Origin of the sequence: Enterobacter sp. BNK-22 (assembly GCF_048684805.1) — a bacterium.
Taxonomy (GTDB): Bacteria; Pseudomonadota; Gammaproteobacteria; order Enterobacterales; family Enterobacteriaceae; genus Enterobacter; species Enterobacter quasiroggenkampii.
On the sequence record NZ_JBLQTT010000001.1, the window covers coordinates 4,680,903 to 4,700,035 of the forward strand.

Annotated in this window: 21 protein-coding genes and 1 other annotated feature; of the genes, 13 read left to right on the forward strand and 8 right to left on the reverse strand. The window is 54.3% G+C overall.

Annotated elements, in window-relative coordinates; translation table 11 throughout:
• Positions 1-136: 136 nt before the first annotated feature.
• From ffh to ACMGGE_RS22145, 7 genes are all read left to right on the forward strand, one after another.
• A complete protein-coding gene (gene ffh / locus ACMGGE_RS22115; protein ID WP_008502496.1) occupies positions 137-1,498 on the forward strand; it encodes a signal recognition particle protein in 1,362 nt (453 codons plus the stop codon).
• Between the two features lie 116 nt (positions 1,499-1,614).
• Positions 1,615-1,863, forward strand: coding sequence for a 30S ribosomal protein S16 (gene rpsP / locus ACMGGE_RS22120; protein WP_003863133.1), 249 nt, complete (start codon positions 1,615-1,617; stop codon positions 1,861-1,863).
• Positions 1,864-1,878: 15 nt separating this feature from the next.
• On the forward strand, positions 1,879-2,418 hold the full coding sequence (gene rimM, locus ACMGGE_RS22125; RefSeq protein ID WP_029741020.1) for a ribosome maturation factor RimM: 540 nt from the start codon (positions 1,879-1,881) through the stop codon (positions 2,416-2,418).
• Between the two features lie 31 nt (positions 2,419-2,449).
• Positions 2,450-3,217, forward strand: a complete 768-nt coding sequence (trmD, locus tag ACMGGE_RS22130) for a tRNA (guanosine(37)-N1)-methyltransferase TrmD (protein WP_008502493.1) — start codon at positions 2,450-2,452, stop codon at positions 3,215-3,217.
• A 43-nt stretch (positions 3,218-3,260) separates the two neighbouring features.
• Positions 3,261-3,608 (forward strand): 50S ribosomal protein L19, encoded by a 348-nt coding sequence (rplS, locus tag ACMGGE_RS22135; RefSeq protein WP_002914145.1) that lies wholly within the window; start codon positions 3,261-3,263, stop codon positions 3,606-3,608.
• A 132-nt stretch (positions 3,609-3,740) separates the two neighbouring features.
• Positions 3,741-4,145, forward strand: a complete 405-nt coding sequence (locus ACMGGE_RS22140; protein WP_420294161.1) for a DUF2946 domain-containing protein — start codon at positions 3,741-3,743, stop codon at positions 4,143-4,145.
• Between the two features lie 36 nt (positions 4,146-4,181).
• On the forward strand, positions 4,182-5,552 hold the full coding sequence (locus ACMGGE_RS22145; RefSeq protein WP_420294162.1) for a PepSY-associated TM helix domain-containing protein: 1,371 nt from the start codon (positions 4,182-4,184) through the stop codon (positions 5,550-5,552).
• A gap of 2 nt (positions 5,553-5,554) precedes the next feature.
• On the opposite strand, the gene ACMGGE_RS22150 is transcribed toward ACMGGE_RS22145, so the two are convergent.
• The 4 genes from ACMGGE_RS22150 to ACMGGE_RS22165 form a co-directional block, all read right to left on the reverse strand.
• Positions 5,555-6,040 (reverse strand): OmpA family protein, encoded by a 486-nt coding sequence (locus ACMGGE_RS22150; protein WP_045909260.1) that lies wholly within the window; start codon positions 6,038-6,040, stop codon positions 5,555-5,557.
• A 12-nt stretch (positions 6,041-6,052) separates the two neighbouring features.
• Positions 6,053-7,273: a diguanylate cyclase DgcN gene (gene dgcN / locus ACMGGE_RS22155; RefSeq protein ID WP_045909259.1), complete on the reverse strand. Its 1,221-nt coding sequence runs from the start codon at positions 7,271-7,273 to the stop codon at positions 6,053-6,055.
• Positions 7,266-7,817, reverse strand: coding sequence for a YfiR family protein (locus tag ACMGGE_RS22160; protein ID WP_205246257.1), 552 nt, complete (start codon positions 7,815-7,817; stop codon positions 7,266-7,268). The genes dgcN and ACMGGE_RS22160 overlap by 8 nt, the downstream gene beginning before the upstream one ends.
• 138 nt (positions 7,818-7,955) lie before the next feature.
• On the reverse strand, positions 7,956-8,330 hold the full coding sequence (locus ACMGGE_RS22165; RefSeq protein ID WP_045909257.1) for a DUF2799 domain-containing protein: 375 nt from the start codon (positions 8,328-8,330) through the stop codon (positions 7,956-7,958).
• A gap of 214 nt (positions 8,331-8,544) precedes the next feature.
• Here ACMGGE_RS22165 and aroF point away from each other — a divergent pair, with 214 nt between their 5' ends.
• From aroF to ACMGGE_RS22180, 3 genes are read left to right on the forward strand one after another with little or no spacing between them, the layout of a single operon-like run.
• Positions 8,545-9,615: a 3-deoxy-7-phosphoheptulonate synthase AroF gene (gene aroF / locus ACMGGE_RS22170; RefSeq protein WP_045909256.1), complete on the forward strand. Its 1,071-nt coding sequence runs from the start codon at positions 8,545-8,547 to the stop codon at positions 9,613-9,615.
• A 10-nt stretch (positions 9,616-9,625) separates the two neighbouring features.
• Entirely contained in the window at positions 9,626-10,747 is a 1,122-nt protein-coding gene (gene tyrA / locus ACMGGE_RS22175) for a bifunctional chorismate mutase/prephenate dehydrogenase (RefSeq protein WP_008502473.1), read from the forward strand.
• A gap of 60 nt (positions 10,748-10,807) precedes the next feature.
• Positions 10,808-11,680, forward strand: a complete 873-nt coding sequence (locus tag ACMGGE_RS22180; protein ID WP_420294163.1) for an SMP-30/gluconolactonase/LRE family protein — start codon at positions 10,808-10,810, stop codon at positions 11,678-11,680.
• Here the strand turns inward: ACMGGE_RS22180 and pheA are convergent.
• The 4 genes from pheA to bamD all read right to left on the reverse strand — a co-directional run bounded on the left by pheA (position 11,677) and on the right by bamD (position 14,451).
• Positions 11,677-12,837, reverse strand: coding sequence for a bifunctional chorismate mutase/prephenate dehydratase (gene pheA, locus ACMGGE_RS22185; protein ID WP_021242003.1), 1,161 nt, complete (start codon positions 12,835-12,837; stop codon positions 11,677-11,679). The genes ACMGGE_RS22180 and pheA overlap by 4 nt on opposite strands.
• Positions 12,838-12,867: 30 nt before the next feature.
• Positions 12,868-12,993, reverse strand: a sequence feature (Phe leader region).
• Entirely contained in the window at positions 12,945-12,992 is a 48-nt protein-coding gene (gene pheL, locus ACMGGE_RS22190) for a pheA operon leader peptide PheL (RefSeq protein ID WP_100249759.1), read from the reverse strand. Its footprint overlaps the feature before it by 48 nt.
• A gap of 110 nt (positions 12,994-13,103) precedes the next feature.
• Positions 13,104-13,445, reverse strand: a complete 342-nt coding sequence (gene raiA, locus ACMGGE_RS22195) for a ribosome-associated translation inhibitor RaiA (RefSeq protein WP_008502470.1) — start codon at positions 13,443-13,445, stop codon at positions 13,104-13,106.
• Between the two features lie 268 nt (positions 13,446-13,713).
• A complete protein-coding gene (gene bamD, locus ACMGGE_RS22200) occupies positions 13,714-14,451 on the reverse strand; it encodes an outer membrane protein assembly factor BamD (protein WP_023308867.1) in 738 nt (245 codons plus the stop codon).
• A gap of 131 nt (positions 14,452-14,582) precedes the next feature.
• Here bamD and rluD point away from each other — a divergent pair, with 131 nt between their 5' ends.
• The 3 genes from rluD to clpB all read left to right on the forward strand — a co-directional run bounded on the left by rluD (position 14,583) and on the right by clpB (position 18,994).
• Positions 14,583-15,563: a 23S rRNA pseudouridine(1911/1915/1917) synthase RluD gene (gene rluD / locus ACMGGE_RS22205; protein WP_008502468.1), complete on the forward strand. Its 981-nt coding sequence runs from the start codon at positions 14,583-14,585 to the stop codon at positions 15,561-15,563.
• Positions 15,560-16,291, forward strand: a complete 732-nt coding sequence (yfiH, locus tag ACMGGE_RS22210; protein ID WP_048226733.1) for a purine nucleoside phosphorylase YfiH — start codon at positions 15,560-15,562, stop codon at positions 16,289-16,291. The genes rluD and yfiH overlap by 4 nt, the downstream gene beginning before the upstream one ends.
• Positions 16,292-16,420: 129 nt before the next feature.
• Complete coding sequence (gene clpB, locus ACMGGE_RS22215; RefSeq protein ID WP_045909253.1) at positions 16,421-18,994, forward strand: ATP-dependent chaperone ClpB; 2,574 nt, start codon at positions 16,421-16,423, stop codon at positions 18,992-18,994.
• The last annotated feature ends 139 nt before the right edge of the window (positions 18,995-19,133 follow it).

The following is a 19,133-nucleotide window of genomic DNA, read 5'->3' on the forward strand; positions in this document are numbered from 1 at the left end:
GAGAAGCAGTATAACGTTACGTGACGCCTGCTCCAACCGTTGCATAACAACAAAGGCGCCTTCATGTTATACTCCGGCAAAATTCTGTGTATGTGTCGCTCATGGCGGCCCAACGTTTCTACTCAGGCGAGAGACAATGTTTGATAATTTAACCGATCGTTTGTCGCGCACGCTGCGCAACATCAGCGGCCGCGGACGCCTTACTGAAGATAACATCAAGGAAACGCTGCGCGAAGTGCGCATGGCGCTGCTGGAAGCAGACGTCGCGTTGCCGGTTGTTCGTGATTTTATCAACCGCGTAAAAGAGAAGGCGGTTGGTCATGAAGTTAACAAGAGCCTGACCCCGGGTCAGGAGTTCGTCAAAATCGTTCGTAATGAACTGGTTTCGGCGATGGGCGAAGAGAACCAGGTGCTTAACCTGGCCGCTCAGCCTCCGGCCGTGGTGCTGATGGCGGGCCTGCAGGGTGCGGGTAAAACCACCAGCGTCGGTAAGCTGGGTAAATTCCTGCGCGAAAAGCACAAGAAAAAAGTGCTGGTGGTCTCTGCGGACGTCTATCGCCCGGCGGCGATCAAGCAGCTGGAAACCCTGGCAGAGCAGGTTGGCGTGGATTTCTTCCCGTCCGATGTGGCACAGAAGCCTGTCGACATCGTTAACGCCGCGCTGAAAGAGGCGAAGCTGAAATTCTACGACGTGCTGCTGGTGGATACCGCCGGTCGTCTGCACGTTGATGAAGCGATGATGGACGAAATCAAGCAGGTGCATGCCTCTATCAACCCGGTAGAGACCCTGTTTGTTGTCGACGCCATGACCGGTCAGGATGCGGCGAATACCGCGAAAGCGTTTAACGAAGCGCTGCCGTTAACCGGCGTGGTGCTGACCAAGGTGGACGGTGACGCCCGCGGCGGTGCGGCCCTTTCGATTCGCCACATTACCGGCAAGCCGATCAAGTTCCTTGGCGTGGGCGAAAAAACCGAAGCGCTGGAGCCGTTCCACCCGGATCGTATTGCCTCTCGTATTCTTGGCATGGGCGACGTGCTGTCGCTGATCGAAGATATCGAGAGCAAGGTTGACCGCGCGCAGGCCGAGAAGCTGGCCAGCAAGCTGAAAAAAGGCGACGGTTTCGATCTCACCGACTTCCTTGAGCAGCTGCGTCAGATGAAAAACATGGGCGGCATGGCCAGCCTGATGGGCAAACTGCCGGGCATGGGCCAGATCCCTGACAACGTGAAAGCGCAGATGGATGACAAGGTGCTGGTGCGTATGGAGGCGATCATCAACTCAATGACGCTGAAAGAACGCGCTAACCCGGACATCATCAAAGGTTCCCGTAAACGCCGTATCGCAGCCGGTTGCGGCATGCAGGTGCAGGACGTTAACCGCCTTCTGAAACAGTTCGACGACATGCAGCGCATGATGAAGAAAATGAAGAAAGGCGGCATGGCGAAGATGATGCGCGGCATGAAAGGGATGATGCCTCCCGGTTTTCCAGGGCGTTAATCGCTTTTGAGATTGCTTTTTGCCCGAAAATGAGTAAAATTTTCGGGCTTTTAATATGACACCCGGGCTCCGTTCCTCGATGGGGCCCGGTTGTTTTATTCACACAAGAGGATGTTATGGTAACTATTCGTTTAGCACGTCACGGCGCTAAAAAGCGTCCGTTCTACCAGGTTGTTGTGACTGACAGCCGTAATGCACGCAACGGTCGCTTCATCGAGCGCGTTGGTTTCTTCAACCCACTGGCCGCTGGCGCAGAAGAAGAAACTCGTCTGGATCTGGATCGTATCGCTCACTGGGTTGGCCAGGGCGCTACTGTTTCCGATCGCGTTGCTACGCTGATCAAAGCAGCAAACAAAGCAGCTTAATCTGTCACGGTGGTCATGATGAGCAATAAAGCACCTGTTGAACCGATCGTATTGGGAAAAATGGGTTCTTGCTACGGTATCCGTGGTTGGCTCAGAGTGTTTTCCTCCACTGAAGACGCTGATAGCATTTTTGATTACCAGCCCTGGTTTATCCAGAAAGGCGGTAAGTGGGAAGAGGTCGAGCTGGAAAGCTGGCGTCACCACAATCAGGACATCATCATCAAGCTGAAAGGCGTTGACGATCGTGATGCCGCGAATGCGCTGACTAATTGTGAAATTGTCGTGGATTCGTCGCAGTTGCCACAGCTGGAAGAGGGCGACTACTACTGGAAAGACCTTATGGGTTGCCAGGTAGTCACTACCGAAGGCTACAGCCTGGGGAAAGTCATCGATATGATGGAAACCGGGTCAAATGACGTTCTCGTCATTAAGGCAAACCTGAAAGATGCATTTGGCATCAAGGAGCGGTTGGTCCCGTTCCTCGATGGACAGGTTATCAAGAAAGTCGATCTCACTACTCAAACCATTGAAGTAGATTGGGATCCTGGTTTTTAAATTCTCCGGATAAACGGTAAAAGACGGCGCTATGTGGATTGGCATAATTAGCCTGTTTCCTGAAATGTTCCGCGCGATTACCGATTACGGGGTAACTGGCCGGGCAGTAAAGAATGGCCTGCTGAGCATCCAGAGCTGGAGTCCTCGTGACTTTACTCATGACCGGCACCGTACCGTGGACGATCGTCCTTACGGCGGCGGACCGGGGATGCTAATGATGGTGCAACCCTTACGGGACGCCATTCACACAGCAAAAGCCGCGGCAGGTGAAGGCGCAAAGGTGATTTATCTGTCACCTCAGGGACGCAAGCTTGATCAAGCGGGCGTGAGCGAACTGGCGACGAATCAAAAGCTGATTCTGGTCTGTGGGCGCTACGAAGGGATAGATGAGCGCGTAATTCAAACCGAGATTGACGAAGAATGGTCTATCGGCGATTACGTTCTCAGCGGTGGTGAGTTACCGGCAATGACGCTGATTGACTCCGTCGCCCGGTTTATTCCGGGTGTTCTGGGCCATGAAGCTTCGGCAACGGAAGATTCCTTTGCCGATGGGTTGCTGGACTGTCCACACTATACTCGTCCTGAAGTGTTAGAAGGGATGGAGGTCCCGGCAGTGTTACTGTCTGGAAACCATGCCGAGATACGTCGCTGGCGTTTGAAGCAGTCGCTGGGCCGAACCTGGCTTAGAAGACCTGAACTTCTGGAAAACCTGGCTCTGACTGAAGAGCAAGCAAAGTTGCTGGCCGAGTTCAAAACTGAACACGCGCAACAGCAGCATGAACATGATGGGAATGCGTAATACGCTCCCGAATATCAGTTTACCCAGGATAAGAGATTAAATTATGAGCAACATTATTAAGCAACTTGAACAAGAGCAGATGAAGCAGGACGTACCTTCCTTCCGTCCAGGTGACACCGTGGAAGTGAAAGTATGGGTTGTTGAAGGTTCCAAAAAACGTCTGCAGGCATTCGAGGGCGTGGTTATCGCTATTCGTAACCGCGGTCTGCACTCTGCATTCACTGTTCGTAAAATTTCCAACGGCGAAGGCGTTGAGCGTGTCTTCCAGACTCACTCTCCGGTAGTTGACAGCATTGCTGTTAAACGTCGTGGTGCTGTACGTAAAGCTAAACTGTACTACCTGCGTGAGCGTACTGGTAAGTCTGCTCGTATTAAAGAGCGTCTGAACTAAGATTCGCTTAAGCGACATCCTGTTAGAAAGGGCTGGCCGAAAGGCTGGCCCTTTTTTTATCCCATCGCACCTCTCGCGTTAACCCTTTCGTCATAAATCATTTACAATGCTTGCCTCTTGAATGGAGGGAAAGTGGATAACGTACTGCATCAGCCTGACCGGAAACGCGCAGCGGCATTGGCCGCGCTGTTCGCGATCCTGCTGATCGTGGTAGCACCCCTTATCTCCGTTTCGCTGCAGAAAGATCCCATGAGCGCCATGCCGGGCATGCATCATGAGATGAGCATGATGTCGATGGACGAGCATCACGGCGATATGCCGCACACGATGCCTGTCGACCATGCGGAAGCCTGCGGCTACTGCGTGCTGTTAGCGCATGTCCCTGGCGTGATGCTGGCGCTCATCGTCCTGCTCAGCCTGGTGCTGCAGAGGCTTCGCATTAAGCCGCCGCGTCAGGCGGTCAACCACTGGCACTTTTTCCCCTGGCTTTACCCTGATACCCGCGCGCCGCCGCGGCAGTCTGCTTTTTCCCAATAAAAAATATCGATAACTTTTTGCCTTAAAAGGAAAAGTATGACTACCTGCACCTCGCGCGCGGCATGGGGAAACCTGCTGCGTCGCCTTCATTTCTACGTTGGGCTGTTTGTCGGCCCGTTTATCTTCTTCGCCGCGCTGACAGGGACGCTGTATGTGGCGACCCCACAGCTGGAAAACGCACTCTACCGGCACGCGCTCCACGCGGATTCCGTGGGCGAGCCGCAGCCTCTGGCGGAACAAATCGCCGTGGCGGAAAAAACCGTTGGATCAGATTTACGTTTGCACGCCGTTCGTCCGGGGCTGGTTGCGGGCGAAACCACCCGCGTGATGTTCGCTGACCCGAAACTTGGGCCATCGGAGAACCGGGCTATCTTTATCGATCCGGTGAGTCTGGCGGTGCTGGGAGATCTGACGGTATACGGCACCAGCGGGATTTTACCCCTGCGTCAGACTATTGATTACCTGCATACGTCCCTGATGCTGGGCGACATTGGGCGCCTCTACAGCGAGCTTGCGGCCTCGTGGATGTGGGTTGCCGCGCTGGGCGGTATTGCCCTGTGGTTTTATACCCGACCCAAACGACGGATCAACAATCGCTTCCAGAACCGGCGTCGGGTGCACGTGACGCTGGGCTGGGTTCTGCTGGGAGGAATGCTGCTGTTCTCGGCAACCGGCCTGACCTGGTCCCAGTGGGCTGGCGGGAACGTGGATAAGCTGCGTGCAGAGATGAACTGGCTCACCCCGCAGGTGAACACGACGCTTTCCGGCCAACATGAGATCGTGGATGAACATGCCGAACACCGTGGTCATCACGGTGGGATGATGATGCCGGAAATGGCGATGGATTTGACGCTGTTTGACGGGGTGTTAAGCGCGGCGCGTCACGCGGGGATTGATGCCAGCAAGCTGGAGATCCGCCCGGCGAAAACGAGGGATCGTGCCTGGACCGTGACGGAAATCGATCGCAGCTGGCCGACCCAGGTGGACGCCGTTGCGGTAGATCCCCATACGATGCAGATCCTGGACAGAACCCGATTCGAGGATTTTCCGTTAATGGCAAAACTGACCCGCTGGGGCGTGGATTTCCATATGGGGATCTTATTCGGCCTGGCAAATCAGCTGCTGCTCGTGGCGTTCGGCCTCGCCCTGTGCGTGCTCATCATCTGGGGATACCGGATGTGGTGGATGCGTCGTCCTGCGCAATCGGCAGTGAGCCCGGTACAGACGCTGTGCCAGAGCTGGCTGGCGCTGTCAGGATGGGGAAGAGGCGTTACTGCGATGGTTAGCCTGCTGCTGGGGCTGTGCTTGCCCGTTATGGGCGTGAGTCTGGCGCTGTTTGTTTTGGTGGACTGGCTGCGCTGGCGAGCGGCAACCCGAGTGACGCTCGCCGAATCATCCGCTAAATAACCCTATGGCGTGCTGATCACCACTGCGACGCGGCGGTTTTCAGCGCGCCCTTGCGGGGTACTGTTGCTCGCAACAGGGTATTTTTGACCTAATCCCCGCGTGGTGAGATTGCTGCGCGGGATATTTGCCCCCTTCGCCCAGGCGTCGGCCACGGCGTTGGCGCGTTTTAACGACAGCGCTTCGTTGTAGCTTTCTTCCCCGTAGTTATCCGTGTGACCGTCCATTCGCGCGTGGTTCAGGCCGGTTTCGGCCAGGCGAGAGGCCATGGACTGGATCTGCGTTTCACTTTCCGGGCGCAGTCGGGCGTCATTTTTATCAAACAGGATGGTGTCCGACATGCCAAGCGACCAGTCACCGTTCAGTTCGTTAAAACCGTAAGACTTCATCGCCGCAATTTGCTCAGGAGTGAATTTGCCTTCCGGCGGCGACTGACAGCCTGCCAGAACCAGTGAGGCCAGTACTAACGGCGCGAAGTAACGTTTTAACATAGTGTATCCTTTCTAACTTATTGTTTTCGTACGCTGGTTTTTAACCTGGTACATATTGCGGTCAGCCCTCTCCAGTAATGCTTCCACGGAAGCATTTTCCCACGCCAGAGCAAAGCCAATGCTGAGTGACATTGATGCTTTTTGTCCGTTATGAAGATCAAACGGACGGATAAACTGCTGCGAAAGCGCAGCACAAATGTGTTGAACCTCAAGCTCGGAGTGAACGCCGTACAGCACCATGGCAAATTCGTCTCCGCCAAGACGGTAAGACTGATGACGTTTGTCGCCAAACTCCATCATCCTGCTGGCGACTTCGATCAGCACACAGTCTCCTGCCGCGTGTCCCCAGGTATCGTTAATAAACTTAAAATTATCACCGTCGAGGAAGAGCAGGGCCGAGTTTGTTCTGGCTGAAGGGTCGTTCATTAATGCCGCAATGCTGTTACGAAACGCCGCGCGGTTGGCAAGACCGGTAAGCGGGTCGTGCATGGCGGTCCGCAACAGCTGAGCGTTCTTCGCCTGAAGCTTCAGTTGCCACTCTTCCATTTCGTCCAGAAGACTGTTGAAGTCCTCGCCAAACTGGTGAAATTCTTCGATACGGCCGTCTTTCACCCGACGGGAGAAGTTGCGGTTCGTGCGTACGTCATGCACGACGTCGGTAATGTTCTGCAGGGCCGTGACCATTCCACGATGCAAAGACTGGGTTATGATGAGCGCGACGACGGCGGCAAAGAGAATGCAGCCGGTCAGTACGGCAAACGACGTCCAGATGAAATGGCTGATCAAACTGTCGCGTGCGGTAAGGCGGATTTCGCCGATCGTTAAGCCGTTATGCATGATGGGCTGCGCAACCGGTACGGGGAAAAGCCAGCGACTGACCAGCGCGCCCAGCGTGTCGTTGTTATCCTCCGGGTTCCAGGACCAGTAGGCGAACCGCTTTTTATGCGCGTTAATCACCTCCGCCGCGGCAAACTGCCCCTGTTTGCCCAGGGCGGCAAGCGTTTCGTTGGCCGCCAGCGAGTCGTTGAAAACCAGCGAGGCTTCCAGGCTGTGGCTCATTGTGGCGCCGGTTAATTCGAGATTCTTTTGCGCGTATTGTTTTAACGTCACGACGGAAGCAAAACAGAGCAACAGCCATATTAACGTCATGGTAATAATGACGCTTATCATGCTGTTTCGCCTCAACGTTCTTTTAAACGTCGGACGTGGCGTTGATGTGAAATCTTTATCCATGCTGCTTATTCCGTGCCAGCATTAATACATCCGGATTGACTCTTACGCCACTGCGCGTCAATGCATCCAGGTTGACGGAAAACCGTACCTGGCCGCGATCGATCATCAGGCAAAAGGCACTGCCAATTACACATTCCGGATTTTGCTCTGAGATTAATAGCAACGCTCTGCCCTGATATTGACTTATTAATTCAAGTTGTTTTGCCGGTGATTCAGACCCGAAATATATCGCATCGCACGTCGCGGCCAGGGCTTCCCGATCGTTACGTACAATAACGGGAGTATAGGGTAACTCGTTGTGCCCTTCGTCGCCGCTGAGCGCGTGTGTATAGTGAGAAGTGGCATAGACGCAAAGTCTGGGCTGCCCGGATAGTGACGGCCATCGCGTATAGCTCACAATGCCTGAGACAATCGAACGTACCGATTTATCCGTTTCCGTAAGCGTGCCTGCCGTCGCTGGGCCCACCATAAGGAACAGCATTATCACCAGAGTGAGTCGGAAAAAAGAGATCAAGAATAAATTTCTCACCAGAATCCGCCACATCGCTCCGGAAATAGATGTCCTTAAGAGTTGCGGGCAGAATACCATTGTTTATCAGAGCCGTCATTATGTCAGAAATAGCATCAGGCCAACCTAAGCTAAATCCTACTGTTGTTTATTTTCCGGTGGTTAAAAACAGACTTAATTGAGTCTGCTGGAACGCATACCTTCATCCATTCCTTTTTGCCATGACGCACGCAGTTTTGTCGCGTTTTCGACAGTATCGCAACTGGCAGGGAAAGATTTGCCCGCTAATCCCCAGGCGTGAATAAACCCTTCTTCGCAGACTCTCTTCTGACCATCGGCATAGCCTCGAAGATATTCACTACGATCAACGTGGGTGTCGTTAAAACTATCGGCCAGGGTCTGGTTATCTTTAACCGGCAGGCCATTCATGGCGTCTTCTTTACCGGCATCAAACCAGGATGGACTGGTCCAGTCGGGCTGGAAGGTGTAAGGATTGATCTGGCAGCCCGTTAAAAACAGCGACAACAGCGTGAGAGCAATTGAACGCATAGCCATTCTCCTTTTTTCTTCAGCATAGCCTGGCTTAAGAAAATATGTCTGTAATTTAAACTTTACGTTTTTATCGGCTGATTTTTGCAATAAATTGGCTTCTGTAAACTAATGTGTACGTATTTTGGATTGAAATGTTTACTTTTTATGGTATCGTGGTCTCACCTCATTGAGGAAAACAACTATCGCAAACGAGCTTTACAGGATCGCCATCATGCAAAAAGACGCGCTGAACAACGTACATATCACTGACGAACAGGTTTTAATTACTCCGGATCAACTGAAAGCGGAATTTCCGCTGAGCGTCGCGCAGGAGGCTCAGATTGAGCACTCGCGTCAGACCATTTCAAATATCATCGCCGGCCGCGATCCGCGCCTGCTGGTGGTGTGTGGTCCTTGCTCCATTCACGATCCTGAAACCGCCATTGAGTACGCTCGTCGATTTAAAGCATTAGCGGAGGAGGTCAGCGATAGCCTCTATCTGGTGATGCGCGTCTATTTTGAGAAGCCACGTACCACTGTCGGCTGGAAAGGGTTGATTAACGATCCGCACATGGATGGCTCGTTTGATGTGGAAGCAGGTCTGAAGATTGCGCGTCGCCTGCTGGTGGAGCTGGTCAGCATGGGGCTGCCTCTGGCAACCGAAGCGCTGGATCCGAACAGCCCGCAATACCTTGGCGATCTGTTCAGCTGGTCCGCGATTGGCGCGCGTACCACGGAATCGCAAACCCACCGCGAGATGGCGTCTGGTCTGTCGATGCCGGTTGGTTTTAAAAACGGTACCGATGGCAGTCTGGCGACGGCGATCAACGCCATGCGCGCTGCCGCCATGCCGCACCGTTTCGTCGGTATCAACCAGGCGGGCCAGGTTTGCCTCCTGCAAACGCAGGGCAACCCGGACGGTCACGTGATCCTGCGCGGCGGGAAAGCCCCGAACTACAGCCCGGCGGACGTGGCGCAGTGTGAAAAAGAGATGGAGCAGGCGGGACTGCGCCCGGCACTGATGGTAGATTGCAGTCATGGTAATTCGAATAAAGATTACCGTCGCCAGCCTGCGGTTGCGGAATCCGTGGTCGCACAGATCAAAGATGGCAATCGTTCGATTATCGGTCTGATGATTGAGAGCAATATTCATGAAGGCAATCAATCATCTGAACAACCGCGCAGCGCCATGAAGCACGGCGTCTCCGTGACGGATGCCTGCATCAGCTGGGAGACCACCGATGCGCTGCTGCGTGAGATCCATAAAGATTTAAACGGCCATCTGGCGACGCGTCTGGCTTAAGAGGGTAGTTATGGTTGCTGAATTGACCGCACTGCGCGATCAAATTGATGAAGTGGATAAGGCGCTGCTGGATCTGCTGGCGCGCCGCATGGCCCTGGTTGCCGAAGTCGGTGAGGTGAAAAGCAAATACGGCCTGCCGATCTACGTCCCGGAGCGCGAGGCCTCCATGCTGGCCTCCCGTCGCAAAGAGGCGCAGGCGCTGGGCGTTTCGCCGGATTTGATTGAGGATGTTCTGCGTCGCGTGATGCGGGAGTCCTATTCCAGTGAAAACGACAAGGGCTTCAAAACCCTCTGTCCGACCCTGCGTCCGGTGGTGATTGTCGGCGGTGCAGGACAGATGGGGCGCCTGTTTGAAAAAATGCTGACCCTTTCTGGCTATCAGGTGCGCATTCTGGAAAAAGAGGACTGGGCCCAGGCGCCGGAACTCATGAAAGATGCCGGAATGGTTATCGTCAGCGTGCCGATCCACGTGACGGAGCAAATCGTCGGGAAGCTGCCTCCTTTACCGAAAGATTGCATCCTGGTGGATCTGGCCTCCGTCAAAAATGGTCCGCTACAGGCTATGCTGGCGGCGCATACGGGGCCGGTGCTGGGTCTGCACCCAATGTTTGGCCCGGACAGCGGCAGCCTGGCTAAGCAGGTGGTGGTTTACTGCGACGGTCGTCAGCCGGAAGCCTATCAGTGGTTCCTGGAACAGATTCAGGTATGGGGCGCACGGCTGCACCGCATCAGCGCGGTTGAGCACGACCAGAACATGGCGTTCATTCAGGCGCTGCGCCACTTTGCGACGTTTGCCTACGGCCTGCATCTGGCGGAAGAGAACGTGCAGCTTGAACAGCTGCTGGCGCTCTCTTCACCTATCTATCGTCTGGAGCTGGCGATGGTCGGGCGTCTGTTCGCGCAGGATCCGCAACTGTACGCGGATATTATTATGTCCTCGGAAAATAACCTGGCGCTGATCAAGCGCTACTATCAGCGCTTTGGTGAAGCCATTACGCTGCTGGAGCACGGAGACAAACAGGCGTTTATCGACAGCTTCCGCAAGGTCGAGCACTGGTTTGGCGATTACGCGCAGCGTTTCCAGAATGAGAGCCGGACGTTGTTGCGCCAGGCAAATGACAGTCGCCAGTAATGCGATGATGTATATACTGAAAGCCAGCATTGCTGGCTTTTTTCATTTTGGGGAACTGTCATGGCCGAACCGCAGCTGCTGTTGAATTACACCGGGCATTTGCCTGAATGCCCGACGTGGAGCGCCGACGAGCACGCGCTCTACTGGGCCGATATTCTGGAAGGAGAGATCCACCGCTACCATCTGCCGACGGCGGAACACACCGTGCTTTCTTTCCACGAGGAGGTAGGCTGTTTCGCGCTGCGCGAGCGCGGCGGGTTTATCGTCGCCATGCGCAATGGCATCTGGCTTGCCGATAAGCATGGCCTTCTGCAGCGCAAGGTGTGCGACAACCCCTCTAACCCGCAGCTGGCGCGTTTTAACGATGGGGGGACCGACCATCAGGGCCGGTTCTATGCGGGCACGTTCTGGGGCCCGGGAGATTACAACGGTGCCCTGCTGATGCGCGTCGACAACGACCTGACGCCGAAGGTGATCCAGTGCGATATTCACGGGCACAACGGCTTAGCGTTTAGCCCGGATAAGCAGTGGATGTTTACCTCAGACACGCCAAACGGTGTGATTTACCGTACGCCGCTTGATGAGCAGGGCGAACCGGGTAAGCGAGAGGTGTTTCGTCAGTTTAAAGAGGGCGAGGGGATACCGGACGGCGCGGCGATGGATGTGGAAGGTTGCTACTGGAGCGCGCTGTTTGACGGCTGGCGCATCGCGCGTTTTTCACCGCAAGGGGAGCAGCTGGAAGAGTATCGCATGCCGGTACGTTGCCCGACGATGGTCTGCTTTGGCGGCGATGATATGAAAACGCTGTTTATTACCACCACGCGGGAAAATATGGATGCGGAGGAGGTGACGAAATATCCGCTCTCCGGCGCCATCTTCACCCTGCCGGTGAGCGTGGCAGGGATGAAGAAAAGCCGCTTTATCGAACGTTAGATCGGATCGACCGGGACGACGTTTTCGCTCGGATAGCAGCCCAGCACTTTCATGGAGCGGGTGATTTCGCCCAGCTCGCGCAGGGCTTTCTGCATGGAAGCAGACTCGAGGTTGGCCTGGATATCGAGGTAGAACATCTCTTCCCATGGGTTACCGTGGATTGGGCGCGATTCCAGCCGGGTCATGATCAGGTTGTGATTACGCAGTACCAGCAGGGCTTCAACCAGCGCACCGGCCTGTTGGCCGGTAGCCATCAGCAGCGTGGTTTTAGCCGGTACCTGGTCAGAGACATTGATTGCCTTGCGGGCCAGCACCACGAAGCGGGTAATGTTTTGCGTCTGGTTTGCCAGGTTGCGTTCCAGCACCTGTAAACCATACAGCGCGCCGCCCGCTTCGCTGCCGAGCGCCGCGACGGTGGGGGAGTTCGCCTGGGCGACTTTTTCCATCGCCGCCGAGGTGCTTTCGGTGTACTCAATTTTCCAGTTCGGATAGCGGTTCAGGAACTGGCTGCACTGCTGGAACGGCTGCGGGTGGCTGTAGACGGTTTCGATCGTGTTCAGGTCCGTTGAACCGGAGACCAGCACGCAGTGATCGATAGGGATCGTCAGCTCGCCGACCAGCGACAGGCTGGTGTGCTGCAGCAAGTCGTAGACATCGTTGATGGCGCCGGAGCTGGTGTTTTCAATCGGCACCACGGCGTAATCCGCCTGGCCGGTCTCGACCTGGTTAAAAATGTCGGCAAACTTCGCGCAGCCGCTTTCAATAAATTCTTCGAAATGGCGAGCGGCATACTGACGTGCGGCCAGGTGAGAATAGGAGCCCTTTGGCCCGAGGAAAGCGATACGCGCAGAGTGCGGATTGGTTTTATTGAGATGCTGCTGCAGTAGCGCTTGCTGGGTCAGAACGGAATCTTCGATGATGAGTTGGAACAACCGGGTGATGTAGTGGGCATCGAGGTGATGCGCTTTGCCGAGCTGAATGAGCCGTTCCAGCAGATCCCGCTCGCGGTCGATATCACGGACCGGACGATGGGAGTCCAGCTTGGCTTTACCCACTTCAACGGCAAGGGCGCGGCGTTCGGCCAGCAGCGCCAGCAGTTTCTCATCCAGCGCGCTGATTTTTACTCGCAGATCCAGTAACGGGTTTTCCGGTGTCATAGTGTTGCCTGTCTCATCTTATCGTTATCAATAAAAAAGGCCCCCCGGTGTGGGAGGCCTTGTTGTTCGTCTTCGCATTCTTTATCACACGACGAAACGCCTCCCGTTCAGGGGAAGGTAAAAAAGAATGCGAAGAAGAACGGCGTAAGTTTCATAAAGTCATCCTGTGAGTGATACCGTTAAAGTACCCGTACTGTTTTCACCCTGTCAATAAAAAACAAAAAACGCGCCCGAAGGCGCGTTGGCGGTACACTCAATTTAAAGGATTACTCTTCTTCAACTTCTTCCGCGAAGCTGGCGTCTTTCACCGACGTTGTGGCGCGACGGGCTTCACCTTTGTGTTGCACTTTATTGAGCTGCCGTTCCAGCTTGTTGATCAAATCGTTAATAGCGGTGTACATATCCTCATGTTTTGCGCTGGCGACCAGATGGCCGTTTGGAGTATTGATAGTTGCGTCAGCGATGAAACCCTGCGGCTCCTTGGACAGGATGATATGTGGATTAATCAAATGTGTTTGCCATTTATCCAGTTTGGCGAGACGGTCTGCGACGTGCTGGCGAATTGCCGGAGTAATTTCCATTTGTTTACTGGTAATGTTCATTGTCATAAATTTTACCTCTTGTCTTTCCGTCTTGGTGATTCCAGCATACCCGACCTAATGTCAAAATGTGTGATTTAGATCACGTTATTTTGTCGGTTTTTGTCAGGGAATCTTTTTTGTGAGGCAGGGCAGGAAGAGGTGAGATTTACCTTGTAGAAGGCATAAATTGGGGCCATAGTTGACAGGATGTGTTGAGGCTAACGCGCTTCAGCGACGCTCAGAAACGAATAAAAAAACGGCAGCCTTCGGGCTGCCGTTTTGCATTGAGGCAAAATCAGGTGTTGCTGCTGTTCGCGGCGATGATTTTCGCCACTTTTTCAGCCTGAGCGGTCATCTGCATCTGACGGTAAGCATTTTCCATCAGCTTCAGGCCGTCGCGCGTTGCCTGAGTATCCGGGTAATCACGCAGCATACCTTCTACGCGGTTAACCACGGCCACCCATGCGCCACGGCGGGTATAATATTCCGCCACGGAGTATTCATATTTCGCCAGACGATCTTTCAGGAACACCAGACGTTTGGTGGCGTCGGTCACGTACTGGCTGTTCGGATAGCCGCGCACCAGCTTGGAGAAGTCATTGAAAGCATCACGCGCATGCTGCGGGTCACGGTCGGAACGATCCACGCCGAAGAAGCCCTGCAGCGCACTGTCGTCCAGCGCCATGTTGGTGAGGCCGCGCATGTACATCACGTAGTCGATGTTAGGATGAGTCGGGTTCAGACGCATGAAACGATCGATGGTTGCCTGAGCCAGCGGCAGATCGGCATTTTTATAGTATGCGTAGATGAGATCTAACTGTACCTGCTGCGAATACGGACCAAATGGATAGCGATTATCCAACGCTTCCAGTTGCGTTATCGCCTGTTTCCAGTTACCGTCCTGCAACTTTTGTTGTGCAGTCGCATAGATTTCATTCGGCGGATTGTCAGGGACCTGTTCATTTGAACCGGAGCAGCCCACCAAAGCCAGGCTCAACGTGGCCGCTGCCACCAGATATTTCATGCGCGTCATGACGTTTTGACTTTCCTCAAATGTTTGTCCGGGAGAAACTCTGTTCCTGCTCCCGATTAAGACCAGCTACAATAGCACACTATATTAAACGGCAAAGCCGTAAAACCCAACGTTAAACGAAGAAGCAGTTTATGGCACAACGAGTAGAACTCACCGCAACAGTCTCCGAAAATCAGCTCGGTCAACGCTTAGATCAGGCTTTGGCCGAATTGTTCCCTGATTATTCGCGTTCACGCATAAAAGAATGGATCCTTGACCAGCGCGTGATGGTAAACGGCAAGATCTGGGACAAACCAAAAGAGAAAGTGTTAGGTGGGGAAGCTGTCGCCATCAATGCTGAAATCGAAGAGGAAATCCGCTTCGAGCCGCAGGATATCCCACTGGACATCGTCTATGAAGATGATGACATTCTGGTGATCAACAAGCCGCGCGACCTGGTTGTTCACCCGGGTGCGGGAAACCCTGACGGTACGGTACTTAACGCACTTCTTCATTATTATCCGCCGATCGCGGATGTTCCGCGCGCGGGCATCGTGCACCGTCTGGATAAAGACACTACCGGTCTGATGGTGGTGGCGAAGACCGTTCCTGCTCAGACACGTCTGGTGGAGTCGCTGCAGCTGCGCGAAATCACCCGTGAGTATGAGGCGGTAGCCATTGGGCATATGACCTCTGGCGGGACGGTAGAAGAGCCTATCAGCCGTCACCCGACCAAGCGAACCCATATGTCGGTGCATCCGATGGGTAAACCGGCGGTGACGCACTATCGCATTATGGAGCATTTCCGTATTCATACGCGTCTGCGTCTGCGTCTGGAGACCGGACGTACTCACCAGATCCGCGTGCATATGGCCCACATTACCCATCCGCTGGTGGGGGATCAGGTCTACGGTGGTCGTCCTCGCCCGCCTAAAGGCGCATCGGATGAGTTCATCAGCGTATTGCGTAAATTCGACCGTCAGGCGCTGCACGCGACCATGCTGCGTCTTTACCATCCTATCACCGGCATTCAGATGGAGTGGCATGCGCCTATCCCGCAGGATATGGTGGACCTTATTGACGCCATGCGTGCCGATTTCGAAGAACATAAGGATCAAGTGGACTGGTTATGACCAAACTGATTGTCCCGGAGTGGCCATTGCCTGCCGGCGTGGCTGCCTGCAGTTCAACACGTATTGGTGGTGTTAGCCAGGGCGCGTGGGCGTCGTTGAACCTCGGCGCACACTGTGGCGATAACCTGGAACACGTGGAAGAGAACCGCAGGCGTCTGTTTGCAGCGGGGAACCTGCCTTCAAATCCGGTCTGGCTGGAACAGGTTCATGGCAAGGCGGTGCTGAAGTTGACGGGAGAACCCTATGCTTCTAAACGTGCTGATGCCTCTTACAGCAATACTCCGGGAACCGTTTGTGCCGTAATGACCGCCGATTGTCTGCCAGTGCTGTTCTGCAACCGCGCAGGCACCGAGGTGGCTGCAGCGCACGCGGGCTGGCGTGGACTGTGTGAAGGCGTGCTGGAAGAAACCGTCGCCTGCTTTAAGGATGAGCCCGCCAATATTATGGCCTGGCTTGGCCCGGCCATTGGTCCTCGCGCTTTTGAAGTGGGGCCGGAGGTTCGCGAAGCCTTTATGGATAAAGATCCGCAAGCGGTGGACGCCTTCCTGCCTTCTGGAGATAAATATCTGGCCGATATTTACCAGCTTGCTCGTCAGCGCCTGAACAGCGTCGGCATAACGCAGATCTTCGGCGGCGATCGCTGTACATTCACCGAAAAGGGTGATTTTTTCTCTTATCGCCGCGACAAGACGACGGGGCGTATGGCAAGTTTCATTTGGCTGATATAACCTAAAGAATCAAGACGATCCGGCACGTGCCGTTTTCTTTTCACATAATTCAGGTCATTAACCTTGAATAATTGAGGGATGACCTCATTTAATCTCCAGTAGCAAATTTGACCTGTTATGGGAGGAGTTATGCGTCTGGATCGTCTTACTAATAAATTCCAGCTTGCTCTCGCCGATGCCCAGTCCCTCGCACTGGGGCACGACAACCAATTTATCGAACCTCTTCATTTAATGAGCGCCTTGCTGAATCAGGAAGGGGGATCGGTACGTCCTTTATTAACGTCCGCTGGCATTAATGCTGGCCAGTTACGCACCGCTATCGATCAGGCGCTGAGCCGTTTACCGCAGGTCGAAGGGACCGGCGGCGACGTTCAGCCGTCGCAGGATCTGGTGCGCGTCCTGAACCTTTGCGACAAGCTGGCGCAAAAACGTGGGGACAACTTTATTTCGTCAGAGCTGTTTGTTCTGGCGGCGCTTGAATCACGCGGTACCTTGACCGACCTGCTGAAATCCGCCGGTGCGACCACCGCCAATGTGACTCAGGCGATTGAGAACATGCGCGGAGGTGAAAGCGTGAACGATCAGGGAGCCGAAGACCAACGTCAGGCTTTGAAGAAATTTACGGTCGATCTGACCGAGCGTGCTGAACAGGGCAAACTTGACCCAGTAATCGGCCGTGATGAAGAAATCCGCCGTACCATTCAGGTGCTGCAGCGTCGTACCAAGAACAACCCGGTACTGATAGGTGAACCGGGGGTCGGTAAAACCGCCATCGTTGAAGGGCTGGCGCAGCGTATTGTGAACGGTGAAGTGCCGGAAGGTCTGAAGGGCCGCCGCGTACTGGCGCTGGACATGGGCGCGCTGGTAGCCGGTGCGAAATACCGCGGCGAGTTCGAAGAGCGTCTGAAAGGCGTGCTTAATGACCTGGCGAAGCAGGAAGGCAACGTTATCCTGTTTATCGATGAGCTGCACACCATGGTCGGTGCCGGTAAGGCAGACGGCGCGATGGATGCCGGGAACATGCTGAAACCTGCGCTGGCGCGCGGTGAACTTCACTGCGTCGGTGCCACTACGCTGGATGAGTACCGTCAGTACATTGAGAAAGATGCTGCGCTGGAACGTCGTTTCCAGAAAGTGTTTGTTGCCGAGCCAAGCGTTGAAGATACCATCGCGATCCTGCGTGGTCTGAAAGAGCGCTATGAACTGCACCACCATGTGCAGATCACTGACCCGGCCATCGTTGCGGCGGCGACGCTTTCGCATCGTTATATTGCTGACCGTCAGCTGCCGGATAAAGCGATCGACCTGATTGATGAAGCGGCGTCGAGCATTCGTATGCAAATTGACTCGAAGCCGGAAGAGCTGGATCGACTCGACCGACGCATCATTCAGCTCAAGCTGGAACAGCAGGCGCTGAAGAAAGAGTCTGATGAAGCCAGTAAGAAACGCCTCGATATGCTCAATGAAGAACTGGACGATAAAGAGCGCCAGTATTCTGAGCTGGAAGAAGAGTGGAAAGCCGAGAAAGCCTCCCTTTCTGGTACGCAGACTATCAAAGCTGAACTCGAACAGGCAAAAATTGCCATTGAGCAGGCGCGACGCGTGGGCGACCTGGCGCGAATGTCAGAGCTGCAGTACGGCAAAATTCCTGAGCTGGAAAAACAGCTTGAGATAGCGACGCAGTCAGAAGGTAAAACGATGCGTCTGTTGCGTAATAAAGTGACGGATGCCGAGATCGCGGAAGTCCTGGCGCGCTGGACCGGTATTCCCGTGGCGCGCATGCTGGAAGGCGAGCGTGAAAAACTGCTGCGCATGGAGAACGATCTCCACAATCGTGTGATTGGTCAAAATGAAGCGGTTGAAGCGGTATCGAATGCTATTCGTCGTAGCCGTGCAGGGCTGTCCGATCCGAACCGCCCGATTGGTTCGTTCCTGTTCCTGGGGCCGACCGGTGTCGGTAAAACCGAGCTTTGCAAAGCGCTGGCTAACTTTATGTTCGACAGCGACGATGCGATGGTGCGTATCGACATGTCCGAGTTTATGGAGAAACACTCCGTCTCGCGTCTGGTCGGGGCGCCTCCAGGATATGTGGGCTATGAAGAAGGTGGGTACCTGACAGAAGCGGTGCGTCGTCGTCCTTACTCCGTCATCCTGCTGGATGAGGTGGAAAAAGCGCATCCGGATGTGTTCAACATCCTGCTTCAGGTGCTGGACGATGGTCGTCTGACCGACGGGCAGGGGAGAACGGTCGACTTCCGTAATACGGTTGTCATTATGACCTCGAACCTGGGTTCCGATTTGATTCAGGAACGTTTCGGTGAACTGGACTACAGCCATATGAAGGATTTGGTGCTGGGTGTAGTAAGCCATAACTTCCGTCCGGAGTTCATCAACCGTATTGATGAAGTGGTGGTATTCCATCCTCTGGGTGAGAAACACATTGCGTCGATTGCGCAGATCCAGCTGCAGCGTCTGTACAAACGTCTGGAAGAGCGTGGATATGAAATTCACATCTCCGACGATGCGCTGAAGCTGCTGAGTAAGAATGGTTACGATCCGGTGTACGGTGCGCGTCCATTGAAACGCGCTATCCAGCAGCAGATCGAAAACCCGCTGGCGCAGCAGATCCTCTCCGGGGAGCTGGTTCCTGGCAAAGTTATCCGTCTGGAAGCCAACGACGATCGCATTGTGGCAGTGCAGTAAGTCACAAAACGCAAAAACGAGCCGCTTGCGGCTCGTTTTTGTTTAAAAACCAGGCGAAAATTGAGGTCTGGAGTCGGTTTTGCCTGGAAAGTGAGCGGTTAGTAAATAAATTTCACTTTATCCTTGCAGGTTCAGAATT